Source organism: Myroides sp. A21, assembly GCF_000807225.1.
Lineage (GTDB): Bacteria > Bacteroidota > Bacteroidia > Flavobacteriales > Flavobacteriaceae > Flavobacterium > Flavobacterium odoratimimum.
The window spans coordinates 2,426,979-2,445,377 of the sequence record NZ_CP010327.1 but is presented as its reverse complement, the minus strand read 5'-3'; the positions used below and the strand labels follow the sequence as shown (position 1 = coordinate 2,445,377).

Annotated in this window: 16 protein-coding genes and 2 tRNA genes; 11 read left to right on the top strand and 7 right to left on the bottom strand. The window is 34.1% G+C overall.

Going from position 1 to position 18,399, the window contains the following annotated elements:
• The first annotated feature begins 148 nt into the window (after positions 1–148).
• On the top strand, positions 149–1,741 hold the full coding sequence (locus tag MYRA21_RS11135; RefSeq protein WP_006256798.1) for a peptide chain release factor 3: 1,593 nt from the start codon (positions 149–151) through the stop codon (positions 1,739–1,741).
• A 415-nt stretch (positions 1,742–2,156) separates the two neighbouring features.
• Here the strand turns inward: MYRA21_RS11135 and MYRA21_RS11130 are convergent, their stop codons facing one another.
• Both MYRA21_RS11130 and MYRA21_RS11125 read right to left on the bottom strand, forming a co-directional pair.
• The gene (locus MYRA21_RS11130) at positions 2,157–2,672 is read right to left on the bottom strand and encodes a hypothetical protein (protein ID WP_006256799.1); all 516 of its coding nucleotides are present in this window, start codon (positions 2,670–2,672) and stop codon (positions 2,157–2,159) included.
• Between the two features lie 138 nt (positions 2,673–2,810).
• Positions 2,811–3,467 (bottom strand): HAD family phosphatase, encoded by a 657-nt coding sequence (locus tag MYRA21_RS11125; protein ID WP_006256800.1) that lies wholly within the window; start codon positions 3,465–3,467, stop codon positions 2,811–2,813.
• Positions 3,468–3,567: 100 nt separating this feature from the next.
• On the opposite strand from MYRA21_RS11125, the gene MYRA21_RS11120 reads away from it, so the two are divergent.
• The 6 genes from MYRA21_RS11120 to MYRA21_RS11095 all read left to right on the top strand — a co-directional run bounded on the left by MYRA21_RS11120 (position 3,568) and on the right by MYRA21_RS11095 (position 8,837).
• Positions 3,568–4,110, top strand: a complete 543-nt coding sequence (locus MYRA21_RS11120) for an RNA polymerase sigma factor (protein ID WP_006256801.1) — start codon at positions 3,568–3,570, stop codon at positions 4,108–4,110.
• A gap of 43 nt (positions 4,111–4,153) precedes the next feature.
• Positions 4,154–4,567: a hypothetical protein gene (locus MYRA21_RS11115; protein WP_039329048.1), complete on the top strand. Its 414-nt coding sequence runs from the start codon at positions 4,154–4,156 to the stop codon at positions 4,565–4,567.
• 4 nt (positions 4,568–4,571) lie between these two features.
• A complete protein-coding gene (locus MYRA21_RS11110) occupies positions 4,572–5,003 on the top strand; it encodes a hypothetical protein (protein WP_006263113.1) in 432 nt (143 codons plus the stop codon).
• 246 nt (positions 5,004–5,249) lie between these two features.
• Positions 5,250–6,461 (top strand): RsmB/NOP family class I SAM-dependent RNA methyltransferase, encoded by a 1,212-nt coding sequence (locus MYRA21_RS11105; RefSeq protein ID WP_006263112.1) that lies wholly within the window; start codon positions 5,250–5,252, stop codon positions 6,459–6,461.
• A gap of 76 nt (positions 6,462–6,537) precedes the next feature.
• Positions 6,538–7,491: an endonuclease I family protein gene (locus tag MYRA21_RS11100; RefSeq protein WP_039329047.1), complete on the top strand. Its 954-nt coding sequence runs from the start codon at positions 6,538–6,540 to the stop codon at positions 7,489–7,491.
• A gap of 311 nt (positions 7,492–7,802) precedes the next feature.
• The gene (locus MYRA21_RS11095; protein WP_006263110.1) at positions 7,803–8,837 is read left to right on the top strand and encodes an endonuclease I family protein; all 1,035 of its coding nucleotides are present in this window, start codon (positions 7,803–7,805) and stop codon (positions 8,835–8,837) included.
• A gap of 271 nt (positions 8,838–9,108) precedes the next feature.
• Here MYRA21_RS11095 and MYRA21_RS11090 read toward each other — a convergent pair whose 3' ends face one another.
• Positions 9,109–9,759, bottom strand: coding sequence for a DedA family protein (locus tag MYRA21_RS11090; RefSeq protein WP_029988604.1), 651 nt, complete (start codon positions 9,757–9,759; stop codon positions 9,109–9,111).
• Positions 9,760–10,125: 366 nt separating this feature from the next.
• On the opposite strand from MYRA21_RS11090, the gene MYRA21_RS11085 reads away from it, so the two are divergent.
• Together MYRA21_RS11085 and MYRA21_RS11080 are read left to right on the top strand one after the other, a co-directional pair.
• A tRNA-Met gene (locus tag MYRA21_RS11085) sits at positions 10,126–10,199 on the top strand.
• A gap of 125 nt (positions 10,200–10,324) precedes the next feature.
• Positions 10,325–11,317: an endonuclease I family protein gene (locus MYRA21_RS11080; protein ID WP_006260778.1), complete on the top strand. Its 993-nt coding sequence runs from the start codon at positions 10,325–10,327 to the stop codon at positions 11,315–11,317.
• A 45-nt stretch (positions 11,318–11,362) separates the two neighbouring features.
• Here MYRA21_RS11080 and MYRA21_RS11075 read toward each other — a convergent pair whose 3' ends face one another.
• A complete protein-coding gene (locus MYRA21_RS11075) occupies positions 11,363–12,034 on the bottom strand; it encodes a sterol desaturase family protein (RefSeq protein WP_006260777.1) in 672 nt (223 codons plus the stop codon).
• A gap of 38 nt (positions 12,035–12,072) precedes the next feature.
• Positions 12,073–13,080: a 3-oxoacyl-ACP synthase III family protein gene (locus MYRA21_RS11070; protein WP_006260776.1), complete on the bottom strand. Its 1,008-nt coding sequence runs from the start codon at positions 13,078–13,080 to the stop codon at positions 12,073–12,075.
• Positions 13,081–13,141: 61 nt separating this feature from the next.
• On the opposite strand from MYRA21_RS11070, the gene MYRA21_RS11065 reads away from it, so the two are divergent.
• Positions 13,142–15,643, top strand: a complete 2,502-nt coding sequence (locus tag MYRA21_RS11065; protein WP_006260775.1) for a S9 family peptidase — start codon at positions 13,142–13,144, stop codon at positions 15,641–15,643.
• 86 nt (positions 15,644–15,729) lie between these two features.
• Here the strand turns inward: MYRA21_RS11065 and MYRA21_RS11060 are convergent, their stop codons facing one another.
• Positions 15,730–16,692, bottom strand: coding sequence for an ABC transporter ATP-binding protein (locus MYRA21_RS11060; protein WP_006260774.1), 963 nt, complete (start codon positions 16,690–16,692; stop codon positions 15,730–15,732).
• A gap of 120 nt (positions 16,693–16,812) precedes the next feature.
• A complete protein-coding gene (gene trxB / locus MYRA21_RS11055; RefSeq protein ID WP_006260773.1) occupies positions 16,813–17,754 on the bottom strand; it encodes a thioredoxin-disulfide reductase in 942 nt (313 codons plus the stop codon).
• 353 nt (positions 17,755–18,107) lie between these two features.
• Between trxB and MYRA21_RS11050 the strand changes: the two genes are divergently transcribed.
• Positions 18,108–18,182: transfer RNA gene (locus MYRA21_RS11050), tRNA-Pro, on the top strand.
• Positions 18,183–18,399 lie beyond the last annotated feature (217 nt).

Below are 18,399 nucleotides of genomic sequence, written 5' to 3'. Positions count from 1 at the left end.
TAGTTCTATTACCTACTCTAACCATCGCTATCCCATTACATCAGTCTATGAGAGTATGAAATAGCAACTAAATGTATACATCATTCTCCAAAAAACAACTTTTAATTCCGCAAAATATAAGTACTTTTGTACCTTAAATTTTTTAATAATGAGTTTTTTAAAGGAAATAGATCGTAGACGTACATTTGGTGTAATTGCTCACCCTGATGCTGGTAAGACAACATTAACTGAAAAGTTACTACTTTTTGGTGGAGCTATTCAAGAAGCTGGTGCAGTAAAAAACAACAAGATTAAAAAAGGAGCTACTTCCGATTTTATGGAGATTGAACGCCAACGTGGTATTTCTGTTGCAACTTCGGTTCTTGCATTTAATTATAAAGACAAAAAGATTAATATTCTAGATACACCTGGTCACAAAGACTTCGCTGAAGATACGTTCAGAACACTGACTGCAGTAGACAGTGTTATCGTAGTAATCGACGTTGCTAAAGGGGTCGAGGAACAGACTGAGAAGCTTGTAGAAGTATGTAGAATGCGTAACATACCAATGATCGTATTCATCAACAAACTTGACCGTGAAGGACGTGATGCTTTTGAACTAATGGATGAAGTAGAACAAAAACTTCAACTAAAAGTAACTCCTTTAAGTTTCCCTATCGGAATGGGGTACGACTTTAAAGGTATCTATAATATCTGGGAAAAGAATATCAACTTATTCAGTGAAGATAGCCGTAAGAACATTGAAGAAACAATCAATGTATCTGACCTAGCATCTCCTGAACTAGACAAATTAGTAGGTGAGAAATCTGCTAATAACCTACGTGATGAATTAGAAATCATAGAAGGTATCTACCCAGAATTTGACAGAGAAGAGTATATCAGTGGTAACCTACAACCTGTATTCTTTGGTTCTGCGTTAAACAACTTTGGGGTACGTGAACTATTAGATTGTTTTATCCAAATCGCTCCTTCTCCTCGTGCTAAAGAATCTAGTACAAGAGTAGTAGAGCCTAAAGAAAATACATTCTCAGGATTTGTATTTAAGATCCATGCTAATATGGACCCTAAACACAGAGACCGTCTAGCATTCATCAAGATTGTATCTGGTACATTTGAGAGAAATACTCCTTACTTACACGTAAGACAAGGTAAGAAGCTTAAGTTCTCTAGCCCGAATGCTTTCTTCGCTGAGAAAAAAGAAATCGTAGATGTATCTTATGCTGGAGATATCGTAGGGTTACACGATACTGGTAACTTTAAGATCGGAGACACATTGACTGAAGGAGAAATCATGCAGTTCACAGGTATTCCTAGTTTCTCACCTGAGCACTTCCGTTATATCAACAACGCTGATCCACTTAAATCTAAACAATTAGAGAAAGGTATCGATCAGTTAATGGATGAAGGGGTAGCACAGTTATTCACCCTAGAGATGAATGGTCGTAAAGTAATCGGTACTGTAGGAGCACTTCAGTACGAGGTTATCCAATACCGTTTAGAGCACGAATACGGAGCTAAATGTACGTATGAGAACTTCCCTGCTTATAAAGCATGTTGGGTACGTCCAGAAGATCCTAAAAACGAAGAGTTCAAAGAATTCAAACGTATAAAACAGAAGTTCCTAGCTTTTGATAAATCAGGACAACTAGTGTTCTTAGCAGATAGTGAATTCTCTATCCAAATGACACAAAGTAAATTCCCTACTGTGAAACTAGCATTCACATCAGAAGAAATTAAATAGTCAATATACTATAAAATATAAAATCGCTTAAGAGATAATCTTAAGCGATTTTTTTTTGATTCAATCTTCTCTTAGGTAAGAGAATACCACAACCAAGTGGCAACTACATCATATTCTTCATACAAGTAACTCCTCAACTTTTAAAAACTTCAGATTGATATACATACACATTGTTATCCTCTTACCCTGCACCCTGCTATTACACTCACATCACTCTCTATCGAAACAAATACATACTCAATCTAGTCTAAGTCTATAGTCACTCCGTTTATTTACCTAAAATAACGGAGTCAATACGGACTCATAACGGACTCACTACGGACTCAAGGCAACTAAAACTAAACGAACCTAACTAGTAGATACAAAAAAAGCTACACCGAAGTGTAGCTTTCTATATCTTTAACAAAGTCTAAGATTAGAATCTCTTCATTTGTTCTTTCATCATTTTGATTTGGTCTTTTAACATCCCTTGTTTATCAAGCTTCTGCGCCTCTCCTAAAAGTTTAGTAGCTTCTAGCTTACGTCTCTTCGTCATCGCGATACCTGCTAACTGAAGTTTAGCCATTGCTAAGTCTTGATCCATGTTTAACCCAAGCTCTACAGCCTTCTTCATATACTTCTCTGAAGCATTTAAGTTAGTCTGAGATGTCATGATTCCCATTAAGTAGTTATAATATCCATTCTGCTTACGCACTAATGCTGTCTCTGGATTTTTGATTTTATTCAACCATTTTTGGGCACCGTCAAAATCTTGTTTTCTCAATTTTAAGAAAGCTAATAAGATAAACTCATTTTTATAGTAAAGTAATATTACTAATGAAATAAGGAACAATAAGAAAATACCGTTACCAATATTACCTTCTACAAATTGCCAAACTGATACTGCGAATAATACCGCAGCGATACCTAATTTAATATATCTATGAAACATCTACTTAATAAGCTTTTATTATAAAGAACGCAAAGTTAATAATTTCTATCCATTATAAAAATAAAAGAAAGTCAAATTAAACGCCTTTACATTCCTAAATCATTATATTTCTCTTATCGACTTTTTATCTACTCTACCTTAGAGTTGGATGACATAGTCTGCATCTATCGTCGTAAAATCATGGACGATATAGTTAGCCCCTGTATAGTCTTGCTGTTTAGAGTTAGCGCTCTTATATCCTATCACCTTAATACCTGCTGCATTAGCTGCCTTGATACCATTAGTACTATCTTCTATCACGATGCAGTCCTCTTTATCACTATACTTCGCTAGTGAAGCTGCCTTTAAGAATATCGCTGGGTCTGGCTTAGACTTAGGAAGATCCTCTCCACTTACGATATGTGTAAAGAACGGATACAGCCCAAAACGAGTAAACACTCTGTCTATCGTACTCTTAGATGCTGATGATCCTACGATAAGCTCTATCCCTTTAGCATGTAATCCTTCTATCAAGTCACGTACACCATCTATTAGTTCTAGATCAGGCTTGGTATCAAAAGATTCGTTGAACAACGCTCTTTTTCTCAATACCATGTCCGGAATATTACCTTCTACACCATATATTTCTTTTATGCGCTCATACGTATTCTTAGTAGAGTGCCCTGTAAAGGAATTATATACGTGCTCTGAAACTTCTATTCCCAATTCTTTAAAGTGACTGTGATATGCATAACGGTGTACCGGCTCAGTATCTACAATCACCCCGTCCATATCAAATATAACCGTCTTGATCATTTTTTTTCTGACAAAAATAATCCTTTATATCAATATACTGACTTTATTTATCTACATTTACTTCTCTCATCCAAAAACAAACTATAAAATATCAAAACTCTTGTCTGACGAAATTTCACTCTTACATCGATTACAAAATAACGACACAAAGCATGAAGCATTTCGTGAATTACTAAGCCTCTATCAGCAGCGCTTATATATGCATATCCGTACTATCGTGCTGAATCACGATGATACAGATGATGTACTACAAGAGGTATTTATAAAAATCTACCAAAACATAGACACCTTCAAGGGGAATAGTCAATTGTTCTCATGGATGTATAGAATAGCGACTAATCAAGCACTAGATTTTCTAAAGTCAAAAAGTAGAAAAATGCAACTAGAAGATGATGAGCTAAATGAGTATCTAGTCAATCAACTAGAAGCAGACAGTCTATTCGATGGGGATGAAGCAGAACTCATATTACAAAAGGCAATAGCGTCATTACCTCAAAAACAACAACTCGTCTTCAAGATGAAATACTATGAAGATCTAGACTACCAGACTATATCAGAAATTTTAGAGACTAGTGTAGGAGCACTAAAAGCTTCTTATCACCACGCAGTAAAGAAAATAGAACTTTTTATAGAGTCAAATTAAACCTTTGTACTTTTTAATCGTCTAACTAATAAAGGAGAAGAATATGGACAATAAATATTTAAATACGAAAGATCCTAAAGGCACTTTTAAAGTACCTGAAGACTACTTTGCTAATCTAGAGCATAGAGTATTAGCTAATATTGACTCTTCTATCACTCCTATTCCTAAGGTAGTACCTCTGTATAAAAACCGTTATATTTGGACCGCTGCAGCAGCGGCTATTGCATTGCTGTTTGGTATTACGTTCTTCTTTACTCCAGATTCTAATACTTTAAATAAAGATAGTATAGAGAGTTACTTAGAATACAATCAAAGCTTCTCTTTAAACAATGACATTATCAATGCATTAGATGAACAGGACTTCAACGATTTAAAAGATAATATAGAAATAAAACAATCCCAAATAGATCATTATGTGTTATCACATATTGATATCGAGTATTACTTAAATGAATAATACAATGAAACAATTATTAAGTATTTTAATGGTGCTTATGTTTAGTGTAACTACTTATGCACAAGACAAACATGATCAGATTAGATCATTAAAAGTTGCTCATATTACAGCCGAATTAAACTTGAGTAGCGAACAAGCCGAAAAGTTCTTACCGATCTACATCGCTTATGATAAGAAGATGTCAGAACTACGACACACTAATGTATTTAAATACATCAAAAACGCAGATATACAAGACTTAAACAAGCTAAGTGATAAAGAAGCGAATAAAAAAGTACAGGAACTAATAGACTTCGAAGAATCTTATTCTTCTGCTCGAATCAAGTTTGTAGAAGATGTTAAAAAGATCATAGGTGAAAAGAAAATTCTTGTTCTAAAAAAGGCAGAAGACGACTTTAACCGTCAACTCCTCAAAAAGTATAAAGACAAGAAGTAATTCTATTTAACCCGAATTATGCAATAGACATATAAACGAAAAGTAATTATACAAAATAGGTCTGAATTAGTGATTAAAGCATACTATAGTATGGTTTGAGAGCTAATGAAAGAATTATGAAGTAGAATTGCTTTGTAGTATTTGGCTAGTGCGTAATTTGGGTTTAACTTAAAATAATATTAATCCATACCTATAAAGCCCACAAATCAACGTATATTTGTGGGCTATTTTATATATAATATAATAATGAGATTACACAGAAACCTTGTATTTACAGTTATAGACTCTATTTTAGCTATATTCAACGATGGTGAGTATGCAGATAAAATGGTAGCTAGAGCCTTGAAAAAAGATAAACGCTGGGGAAGCGCTGATAGAAAATTCGTAGCTGAGACTATCTATGAAATCGTAAGATGGAGAAGACTATATGCTGAAATAGCAGAAGTAAAAGACCCTATAAACAGAGATGACGCTTGGAGAATATTCGCTGTTTGGGCTGTACTTAGAGGTTATACATTACCGGACTGGAAATACTTCGAAAACACACCTGCAAGACGTATTAAAGGTAGATTCGACGAATTAAACAAAACACGTAAATTCAGAGAGTCTATTCCTGACTGGATGGATGAATTAGGTGTGAAAGAATTAGGTGAAGAAAAATGGACGAAAGAACTTGCTGCTCAGAATAAACAGGCTAGCGTGATCTTACGTGTGAATACTTTAAAAACAACTAGACAAAAATTATATGGTATTCTGATGGATCTAGATATAGAGACTATCCTACCAGAAGAATATCCTGATGCATTAATCCTTAAAGAAAGAGCGAATGTATTTATGACAGATGCTTTTAAAGAAGGATTGTTCGAAGTACAAGATGCTTCTTCACAGTTAGTAGCTAGATTGTTAGATGTAAAACCTGGAATGCGTGTAGTAGATACATGCGCAGGTGCGGGTGGTAAGACACTTCATTTGGCTTCTCTTATGGAGAATAAAGGGCAAATCATAGCAATGGATATCTATGAGAGCAAACAAAAGCAATTAAAAATCAGAGCGAAACGAAACGGAGCTTTTAATATCGAGTACAGAATCATAGAAGGTACTAAAACCATTAAAAAACTACATGACAAGGCTGATCGTCTATTAATCGATGCACCATGTAGTGGATTAGGAGTATTAAAAAGAAACCCTGATAGCAAGTGGAAGCTTAGACCTGAGTTCGTAGAAGAAATTAAGCAAGTACAAGAGCAAGTATTACAAGATTATTCTAAAATACTTAAAGCTGGTGGTAAGATGGTATATGCTACCTGCTCTATCCTTCCTTCTGAAAATGAACTACAGATAGAAAAGTTCTTAAAATCAGATGCTGGTAAAGATTTTAAACTGATCGAAGATCATAAAATTCTATCTAGTGAATCTGGTTTTGACGGATTCTACATGGCTTTATTAGAGAAAAAATAAACCTACCGATAACAAAAGCCTGTTTTACCTTAAAACAGGCTTTTTACTTATATACTCCTTTTGATATTTCTAACGTATGAAAACCAACTTCCTTATAGCCTCACTATCTCTTTTAGTACTTACGCTAGGTGCATGTAATAAAAAGAGTAATACAAACTTTACTCCTATATATTCTACTGGAGAAGTACCTACTACTGATGTAAAAGCCACTGAAAACAGTAAGGCTACTATCACTGGTGTTTTCTCTATTCCTACGTCTGAACAAGATTATTACCAAGGAGTAGATTTCACTAAAACAGGTCTAGCGCTAAAACAAGAGCTAACAGAACTAAGTACTCGTAAACACGTAAGAGAATTAAGTTATAAAGAAATATGGGAAGCTACCAAAGCAACTGACCTAACGCCTGAAGGTAATGAAGTATATCTATTATATGGTCATAAAGGAGTACGCACAGGCACCACAGCATATACTAGAGGTAAACAGAGTAATGGTGGTGGTCAAGGACAATGGAACAGAGAACACACCTATGCTAAATCTCTAGGCACCCCTAATCTAAATGAAACTGGTCCGGGGGCAGATGCACATCATCTAAGAGCTGCAGATGTCAAATGGAATAGTATTAGGGGAAATAAACCATTCGTACAAGGTAGTGGTACTTCTAAACTAGTAGGAGATTATTGGTATCCTGGCGATGAGTGGAAAGGAGATGTGGCGCGTATGATGATGTATATGTATATCCGTTATGAGAATAGATGTATCCCTAAGTATACTCCTAAAGGAAATAATGGAAGAAACGCTGGTGTGGTAGTCGGTACTACTAATAAGATAGATCCAAATATGATTAATCTATTGCTAGAATGGAATGCTGAAGATCCTGTCTCTGAAATCGAGAGATACAGAAATGAGTATCATGCTAACACGAAGAACAAATATGCTCAGGGAAACAGAAATCCCTTTATAGATAACCCTTATTTAGCTACTCGAATCTGGGGCGGCCCAGAAGCAAAAAATAACTGGTCAAAAGAATAACTGTACAATTTTAGATATACAAAAAGGACAATCTGACGGATTGTCCTTTTTTTTGGTTTTATCTCTTCCTCATTCCTCTAAAAACGCCTCAGTAATTAATACTAAAAGACCTAAAAAACTAAAGTTCTTCTCACACTGTCAATAAATAACAATATCATACTTCCTATTTTTGCGTATATACAAGAATATTCACAAACCCTCTATATCCACTAAACTTAGAGAATAGAATAAGTAACTTGCGAGCTAATAGAATAGCGCAATAATTATTCATTCTATTGTAAAAAAACAGAATAATAAATCACTTACCAAACATGAAAAAAACATTACTTGTATTAGCAGGATTAGCCGTCTTCGCTACTTCTTGTACGAAAGACCCTATTATTACCGAACCTACTGAGTCTACAGAAAAGCCAGGTAACGGTGGCGAAGAAAAACCTGACGAAGGAGGAAATATCACTCCTAATTCTGGAGATTACATCATCCCTGCTCAATACCAACAGTATTACAGTAAGCTAGACTTCACTAAAGAGGGAACACAACTAAAACAACAGTTAGCAAAACTAGTAAAAGATACACATATCCCACAGAGCTATACACCGGGTATATGGGAAGCTACAGAATTTACTGATCAAGATCCAGATAATAAAGATAATGTTCTTCAGATTTATGGCTGGCCTGATAAAGATGCTAAGGGGGATATCACTAAAATGAGATCTGTCCCAAAAGAACATAAGAATAATGGTACGAATCCTTCAATGCCAATTACTTCTAAATGGGAAAGAGAACATGTATTCGCTAAAGCATTAGCTGTAGATAAAGCCAAAAATCAAAAAGCCTTAACAACTACATATTCTGATGATAAACCAACTGCAATAGAAGATATCGCAGGACATGATGCACACCATTTACGTGCAATCAATAGATCTACGAACTCATCTAGAAGCAATAGAAAATTCGTAGATGGTAAAGGAAATTCAAAAACAGTAGGTAAAGAATACTATTTCCCTGGTGACGACTGGAAAGGTGATATAGCTCGTATGATGATGTATATGCATATCCGCTATGAAAACGAAAATGGAGGAGGATATACTAAAGCTACTAAAGTAGGAATGCCTATAGATGCTAAAGCTGGTGTATTAAGCGATGAAATGATTGACTTATTCTTAAAATGGAATGCAGAAGATCCTGTAGATGAAATAGAGAGAAGACGTAATGAATACCATGGTAACCCGAATAATCCAAACTATAAATATTCTCAAGGTAACCGTAACCCATTCATTGACAACCCTGAATTAGCTACTCGTATCTGGGGTGGTCCTAAGGCAAAAAACAATTGGAGTAAATAGCAAAACCCTATTATAAGTAAAAGCTAGAAGTCAGCACATGATTTCTAGCTTTTTTTATTATATCTAGCGTCTGCTCTATCTCATTAACTCAGTACTACAAAGCAATTCTATTTCATTAGCTTTAAAACTATACTATAGTGTACTTAAGTCTTAATATAGACTATCTCATATTGTTTTTTTTACATCACCTTCACATATTTTTTGGATAAAGACATAAAAAAAACCAATGCTTATCACATTGGTTCTATCGTTTATTATTTAAATTAATATGCTATTCAATCGCTTTTTTGCTTTGTACTTTAGCCTTTATAAACTCATACACAATAGGTAATACAGACACTACGATAATCAGAAGTACAATTTTAGAGAAATTATCTTTTACAAGAGGTATATTACCCAAGAAGTACCCTGCTAGAGTAAGTCCTACTACCCATACTATTCCTCCTACTACATTGTAAGTCATAAATATTCCATACCTCATCTTTCCAATCCCTGCTACGAAAGGAGCTAACGTACGAACTATAGGGACAAATCGAGCAATAACGATGGTGCGCTCTCCATACTTCTCATAAAAAGACTGTGTCTTATCTAAGTGTTCTTGTTTCACTACTTGTTTACCGAACAATTTAAATTCTGTTAGACGCATTCCTACTTTTCGTCCAAGATAATAGTTTAAAGAATCTCCAGTAATGGCTGCTACTAGAAGAATCGCAATGGTTAATACTATATTCAGCTCATCTGACTGAGCTACTAACATTCCTGTCGCAAAGAGAAGCGAGTCTCCTGGTAAAAACGGCATGACCACTAAGCCCGTCTCAACAAAAATGATTAAAAATAAAATAACGTATAACCACGTTCCGTATTGCTCTATAAAGATGTGCAAATACTTATCAATGTGAAAAAGATAATCTAATAGTTCCATACCCTCAAAGATATATATCAAAACAATTTCTAAAAGAAATTTCACAAAATTATAACAATGTGTACCCTTTTGAGAAACTACACAAAAACATAGTCCTATACTTTATTTAAAATCCAAAAAATAGTGCAAGAAACTTCATCTATCCTTATTCTACTGTCTAAAAAAGGTGTTTTATAATAGAAAACAGATTAGAATAAAAATATTTCAAAAAAAATAAAAAAATATTTACTGAGTAAACTTTTCATTCTAAATAGGTTAAACTAATCGTGTCATTTATTTTAAAAATAACTCGTAAAAACAGTTTGGAGAACCCATAAATACTACTATATTTGCACTCGCAATACGGAAGTAATGCAGACCAAAAATGGCGAGGTAGCTCAGTCGGTTAGAGCGCAGGATTCATAACCCTGAGGTCACGGGTTCAACTCCCGTCTTCGCTACAGGTAAAAGGACATCTTTATAAAGATGTCCTTTTTTTATTTGGTTTATTTTGGACACTTTCCGTCATTATCACTTTTTAATTAAGTAATTTTGCTTTAACAGAAACAATAAAACATAATTACCAATGATTAAAAGATTTAGTATAGTACTATGTCTTGCCATATTATCTTTCTCTTGTTCAAAAGAAGATAATGCTATAATAGACAAACCTATTCCTGAAGATCCAAATCCTCCTATCACAGACAACAATCTCTATGATTCGAATAACTATATTCCAGTAACAAAGGAAGAAATAGCTTACTATAGAGATATTGATCTAAATTTAAGAGGGTTAAAATTAAAAGAATCTTTAAACAAACTCGTTACTAAGACTCATCGACACTTAAAGTACACTCCTGATGTATGGAACGCTTCAAAAATAACTGATGAAGATCCTGATAACCCAAACAATGTTTTATTAATATATGGTTGGCCTCATGGAGAAAGTAATAAAGATGTACATTCACGATCTTTAGATAAAGAACGCAGAAATACAAGTGGAACAAGTAATCCTAATTTGAGAGATAAACTATGGGAACGTGAACACGTATATGCAAAGTCACTCGCTAATCCAAAACTAGTTACAGATAAATATCCTGGATATACAGAAATAGGTTTAATCGCAGGAACAGATGTCCACAACCTTCGTCCTATTAATGGTGAGTGGAATAATACTAGAGGTAATCTAAAATTTGTAGATGGTAAAGGTAATTCTGGAAAAAGAGGAAACTACTGGTTTCCTGGTGAAGAGTGGAAAGGTGATGTAGCTAGAATGATGATGTATATGTTCGTACGATATGAACAGCAATGTCATCCAGGAGCTATTGGAGAAGGATCTATCCTATTCTTTAATAAAGGTGAAAGAGATGGCATGATTGACTTATTCTTAAAATGGAATGAAGAAGATCCTGTGTCTGAAATAGAAATAAAACGTAATGACTATCACGGTAACCCAAATAATCAATATTCTCAAGGAAATAGAAATCCTTTTATTGACAACCCTTATTTAGCAAATCTAATCTGGGGAAATGATAATGGTAAACTTAAATTATCAGAAAACAAATGGGCTAAAAAATAATACTTTTTACAAAAAAAAACGACTATCAGATTGATAGTCGTTTTTTTATTTATTTTTCTTTTCAAACATAAGTTCTTTTACCTTCTCTTTATCTTCTTTCTCCTTATCTAAATCGAACATTGTTCCGAATACTCGATCCCAAAAAGTATTACTTACACCGAAGCCCATTTCTTCATCTTTATAGTGATGCAAATGATGGTTACGCCATAGTGGCTTCATAAACTTAAAGGGTGGTGCAAATGCATGAATAGCATAGTGCATCGATGCATATAATAAATACCCTATTATAAAACCAGGATAAAAACCAAATGTATATCTACCCATAATCAAATAATGTAATCCAAAAAGTACAGAGGCTAATATAATACTAGGTACAGGAGGCATAAATAATCGCTGTCTATCTCGAGGATAATGGTGATGATTGCCATGCATAATATAAGCAAACCTTTGCGCATTCGGTTTATCACTTATTAAATGGAAAATATAGCGGTGTGCTAGATATTCAAAAAAAGTCCAGAATACCATTCCTCCAAAGAATAGAAGAATAAGATTCTGGACTGATAAATTATAATCTGCATATCCTAGATATACTATATATGATAATACAGGTATATACATCCCCCAAATAACTGCAGGATGCCCCTTAGTAAGCATTTCTAAATAAGGATTCTTAAATAATCTAGCCTGACCCTTATTGTGTATTTTATCAAATTTCATAACTACATTAACTTAGTTAAAGCTAATATAATTATTTTTTACCACTTAATAATAACACTTCCCCAAGTAAATCCACTTCCAAAAGCTGCTAATACAACTAAATCACCTTCTTTAATCTTACCCGCTTCCCAAGCTTCTGTTAAAGCTATTGGCACAGAAGCAGCGGTTGTGTTTCCGTATTTTTGGATATTATTAAATACTTGGTCATCTGATAAACCAAACTTCTGTTGAATAAATTGAGAGATTCTTAAGTTAGCTTGATGCGGGATTAGCATATTAATATCTGATACTTGTAGACCATTTGCTTCTAATCCTTCATTAATCACCTCACTAAAACGAACTACTGCATTTTTAAACACAAACTGTCCATTCATATGCGGAGTGTAACTAACATCGTCTGGATCATTATCTTTTAAGATATCTGTTACCCATCTACCTCCCATACCTGGTGCTAACAAAGCTAATTCTTCTGCATGCTCTCCTTGTGAGTGGATATGTGTAGATAATAAACCTTGTTCATCATTCTCAGAGCAAGTCAATACTGCTGCTCCAGCTCCATCACCAAAAATAACAGACACACCTCTACCTCTAGTAGTCATATCTAATCCTGTAGAGTGTACTTCAGACCCTACCACAAGTACGTTTTTATACATTCCTGTTTTAATATACTGATCTGCTATAGACAAAGCATAAATAAAACCTGAACATTGCGCACGAATATCTAATGCTGCAACGGTATTTAATCCTAATTCACGTTGTAACATTACTCCTGGCCCTGGAAAATAATAATCAGGGCTTAAAGTAGCAAATACTACAAAGTCAATATCCTTTGCCTCTACTCCTGCTCTTTCCATCGCTATACGAGCAGCCTTTACTCCCATTCCAGAAGTTGTATCTTCTTCTAATGCTTTGTGTCTTCTTTCATGTATACCTGTTCTCTCTACAATCCATTCATGGTTAGTGTCCATTATCTTTGCCAGGTCGTCATTGGTCACTACATTCTCAGGAACGTAATATCCTAATCCGCTTATTTTTGATCTAAACATTTTTAAAAAAATTGGTTTACGAGCTACAAAAATACACTAATAACTAAAAACTTAAACATTTTTGCCACAAAAAGGCTATACACTAACAGAACACTCAATAATTTCATTTATATTAGCCAACCTAACGTTAAAACTAACCATAATGAGAATCATCAAAACAACCTTATTATCCCTATTTTTGATTAGTTCTATGTACGCACAAGAAAATGTTACATATCAAAAGCCATCTCAAGAAATTCTAGAATTAGCTGACTTCGAAAGAGCACCTGCTATATCTATGGACAACAAAATGGAATATATGCTTCTAAGCTATAGGAGTACATATAAAACATTAATGGATTTGAATGTAAATGAAATGAGACTTGCTGGTTTACGTATCGATGTAAACACGAATATTTCAAGCACAGTAACTTATATTACTAACCTAAAAGTTAGAAAAATAAAAGATACTCAAGAAATACAAGTAAAAGGATTACCAGCTAATCCTAGAATTACTAATATTACTTGGTCTCCTGATCAATCAAAATTAGCATTCACTAACACTGCTGAAAACGGTGTGGAACTTTGGATCTTAGACGTAAAAACTGCTCAAGCAACTAAACTTACTGAGGCAAATTTAAATGCAAACATCGGTAACCCTATTACTTGGTTTAAGGATAGCCAATCTTTATTGATTAACCAAATCCCTGCTAATAGACCTGCATTAATCGATACTTCTAAAAACCTACCAACAGGCCCTATCGTATCTGTAAGTGAAGGTGTTGTTTCTCAAAACAGAACATACCAAGATTTATTAAAGAATAAAACTGACGAGGCTAACTTCGAAACTTTAGTTACATCTGAGTTATATAAAATAGACCTAAAAGGAAATAAAACACTTTTCAAAAAAGGAGATTTATTTGTTGGTTCTAGTTTCTCTCCTGATGGAGAATATTTAATGGTTACTACATTACAGAAACCATTCTCTTACTTAGTATCACTAAACCGTTTTCCTATGAAAACTGTAGTTTATGACAAAGCGGGTAACTTAGTAAAAGAAGTAAATGACATTCCTTTAAATGAAATTATGCCTAAAGGTTTTATGGCTACACGTGAAGGAAAAAGAAGTATGGGATGGAGAGCTGATAAAGCTGCTACTATTTATTATGTAGAAGCTCTAGATGGTGGTGATCCTGCTAAAGATGTACCTTTCAGAGACGAAGTATTCACTTGGGACGCTCCATTTACTGATGCTCCTAAATCTATCGTTAAGCTATCTCAACGTTATGGTGGTATCACTTGGGGAGACGACAACTTAGCTTTAATAGGTGACCAATGGTATGACACTAGAAATACTAGAACGTTCATTATCGATCCTTCTAAATTTAATGATGCGCCAGTAAAAATAGAAGATAGAAACTCACAAGACGTATACAGTGATCCAGGTACATTCGAATTAAAAAGAAATGAGTTTGATCGTTATGTACTAGCAAAAGAAAACAATAAACTTTTCTTAATAGGACAAGGTTATACTGCTAAAGGACAATTCCCTTTCATTGATGAGTTCGATTTAAAAACATTAAAAACAAAAAGATTGTACCAGTCTAATTACACAGATAAAAAAGAGACTATTCAATCTATAGAAGATGTAAAGAAAGGACTAGTATTAGTGTCTATTCAATCAGCTACTGAATATCCTAACTACTACTTCAGAAATATCAACAAGAAGAATGACTTAAAAGCGATCACTTCATTTAAAAACCCTTTTAGTTCTTTAAACGGAGTACACAAAGAGGTGATTAAATATAAGAGAGAAGATGGTTTAGAATTATCTGGTACTTTATACTTACCTGCAGGATATGATATTAAAGCTAAGAAGGAGAAATTACCTCTATTAATCTGGGCTTACCCTGCTGAGTACAAAGACAAAAATAGTGCTGCGCAAGTAACACATAACCCTAATGAGTTTACATTCCCTTCTTATGGATCATTTATCTACTGGGTGACGAAAGGATACGCTGTATTAGATGATGCTGCATTCCCTATCGTAGGAGAAGGTAAAGAAGAGCCGAATGATACTTATGTAGAACAATTAGTAGCGAATGGTAAAGCAGCTATTGATGCTGTAGATGCATTAGGATATATAGATAGAAAGAGAGTAGCTGTAGGAGGACACTCTTACGGAGCGTTTATGACAGCTAACTTACTTACTCATTCAGACTTATTTGCAGCAGGTATTGCACGTAGTGGAGCTTACAACAGAACATTAACTCCATTTGGTTTCCAAACAGAACAAAGAAACTATTGGGAAGTTCCTGAAGTATACAATACAATGTCTCCATTCATGAATGCTAGTAAAATGAAGACTCCAATGTTATTAGTACACGGTGAAGCAGATAATAACCCTGGAACATTTACATTACAAACAGAGCGTTACTTCCAAGCTTTAAAAGGACTAGGAGCACCTGTAAGAATGGTTATTCTACCTAAAGAAAGTCACGGTTACGCAGCTAAGGAAAATATCTTCCATTTACTATGGGAACAAGATCAATTCTTAGAGAAAAATGTAAAAAACAAAAAATAATATATTTTAAAAGCTCAGCAATTGCTGAGCTTTTTTCTTATATCCACTACAAAAAAACGCCACTTAATTAAAGTGGCGTTTTTTTATTATTGAAATTTCTTTAGTGCTAGTTTAATCTTAGTCCCTTTTTCGATATTAAAAGGATGGTCAAAGAATACTACCCTATCCTCATTAAAGAAAGTTTTTATCATATAACCATCTCCTTTAAAATAAGATTCAAGTACTTCTACCTCTATCTGTCCTTTTTGTTTTGAGAGCATTAATTGGTGAGGATATATTAGCAATAATTCATCTTCTTCAAAGGAAGTTGTAAAGTCCGAGATATATAATTCATTTACCTCTCCGAATAAAGATGCTACATACTTATTCAAGGGGAACTCATATACATCCTTCGTTTCTCCCATATCCACTAACTCACCATCTTTTAATACAATTGTCTCATCAGCAAAACTCAATGCATCTATACTATCATGAGTAGCCACTATACACGTAATCCCTTTTTCTTTTAAATAAGCAAATAGATTACGTCTAAGCAGACTTCTTCTCGAATAATCAATATGACTAAATGGTTCATCTAATAATAGAATCTCAGGCTCTAAAGCAAGTACACGAGCTATAGCAACACGTTGTTGTTGTCCACCACTTAGGTGTTTTACTTTTACATCTGCATAGTCATCTAAATCTACTAATGTCAAAAGTTCTTTTATACGATGCTCTTTCTCTTCCATATAAAAGTTAGAAAGATACTTCCCTATATTTTCTTTTACAGAAGTAAAAGGCATTAAATCGAAATCTTGAGCTAGATATCTCATTTCATCTATTCCAGGAACCAAATGATATGCAGGCCCTAAGACTTGCTTGTTATTCCAGTGAATCTCTCCTTGATCTAGATCTTGTAAACCATAAATCAATTTTAATAAAGTACTCTTGCCACATCCACTTTCTCCCAACAGAGCAACATGCTGTCCTTTTTCGACAACCAAGCTAAGGTTATTAATAACTGTTTTTTCTTCTAAGTAACTAAATGATATATTTTTAAGTAAAAGCATTTCTATTTTTTATGAAAAACAAATATAATAATATCCCTTTAAGCACTATATAATATTAACTTTTAATAATAAAAAAGGGAACCACTATTGGGTTCCCTTATATACTGTAATCAATACAAATTACTTAGCAGCTAAATAACGCTCAGCATCTAATGCTGCAATACATCCAGAACCTGCAGCTGTAATAGCTTGTCTGTAATCTTTATCTTGTACATCTCCACAAGCAAAAACTCCTTCAACATTCGTTTTACTAGTCTTTCCTTGAGTGATTAAATATCCTGTCTCATCCATCTCTAGTTCTTCTTTAAAGATATCTGTATTAGGCTTATGACCAATAGCCACGAAGAAACCTGTAGCTTCAATATCTTTCTCTTCACCAGTGATATTATTTTTCACACGAACACCTGTTACTACATTACCATCTCCTAATACATCTACTGTAGACGTATTCATTAGGATTTCGATGTTTTCAGTATTACGTACACGTTCCTCCATAATACGAGATGAACGGAACTTATCACTACGCACTAGCATAGTAACTTTTTTACATAATTTAGATAAGTAATGAGCTTCCTCACAAGCTGAATCTCCAGCTCCTACGATTACTACTTCTTGGTTTCTATAAAAGAACCCATCACAAACTGCACATGCAGATACTCCTCCTCCTAATGATAAGTAATGTTGCTCTGATGGTAATCCTAAATACATTGCTGTCGCACCAGTAGAGATAATAACAGTATCAGCATGAATCTCAGTCGTTTCATTTACCCATACTTTCTTTACATCTCCTTTTAGTTCAGCCTTCGTTACCCATCCATCACGGATATCAGCACCGAAGCGTTGTGCTTGTGCCTGTAATTGCATCATCATTTCAGGTCCTGTAACTCCTTCTGGATATCCAGGGAAGTTCTCTACTTCATTTGTTGTTGTTAATTGTCCTCCTGGTTGTAGACCTTGATAAAGCACAGGTGCCATATTCGCACGTGCAGCATAAATAGCAGCTGTATAACCAGCAGGTCCTGATCCGATAATTAAGCACTTTACTCTTTCTATAGTTGGCATATTTCTTCCTTTTATTTGTTTCTAAACAAAAATACTTTTTTAAACCATATCTCTACATAAAAAATGATTTAAAATATTAATACTTAAATACAGATAATCTATTCTCTTCAAAATATTATACCTATCAAAACATATTATATCACCTAAAGTATCTTTTTCTTCCTTTACACATTACATAATTCTTAATCTTACAAAACATATAGTGATTTTAATACATTTTAAAAATACTTATCACACATTAAAACAACCACTTACACAAAACAACCCAAAAAAACATTTATTTTTCACACCTAAACCTTGCAGATACAAAATAATGTTCTATATTTGCACTCGCAATGACAAAATAAGTCTAGCGGGGTGTAGCGTAGCCCGGTCATCGCGCCTGCTTTGGGAGCAGGAGGTCGCAGGTTCGAATCCTGCCACCCCGACTTTTTCGGCATCAGAATGTGCCTAAATCCGTAAGTATCAATTACTTACGGATTTTTTTATTTTTAAATATATCATAATAATCCATTGTAAATCAATCTAAATGTGAGCTATTAGGTGAGCTATTTTTAAAAGGTAAATTAGCTCACCGAATTGAATTTAACTAATTGCATTTCAATAAATTAAATACAATTTATTTTAGTTTAATTCAGTGCTTTT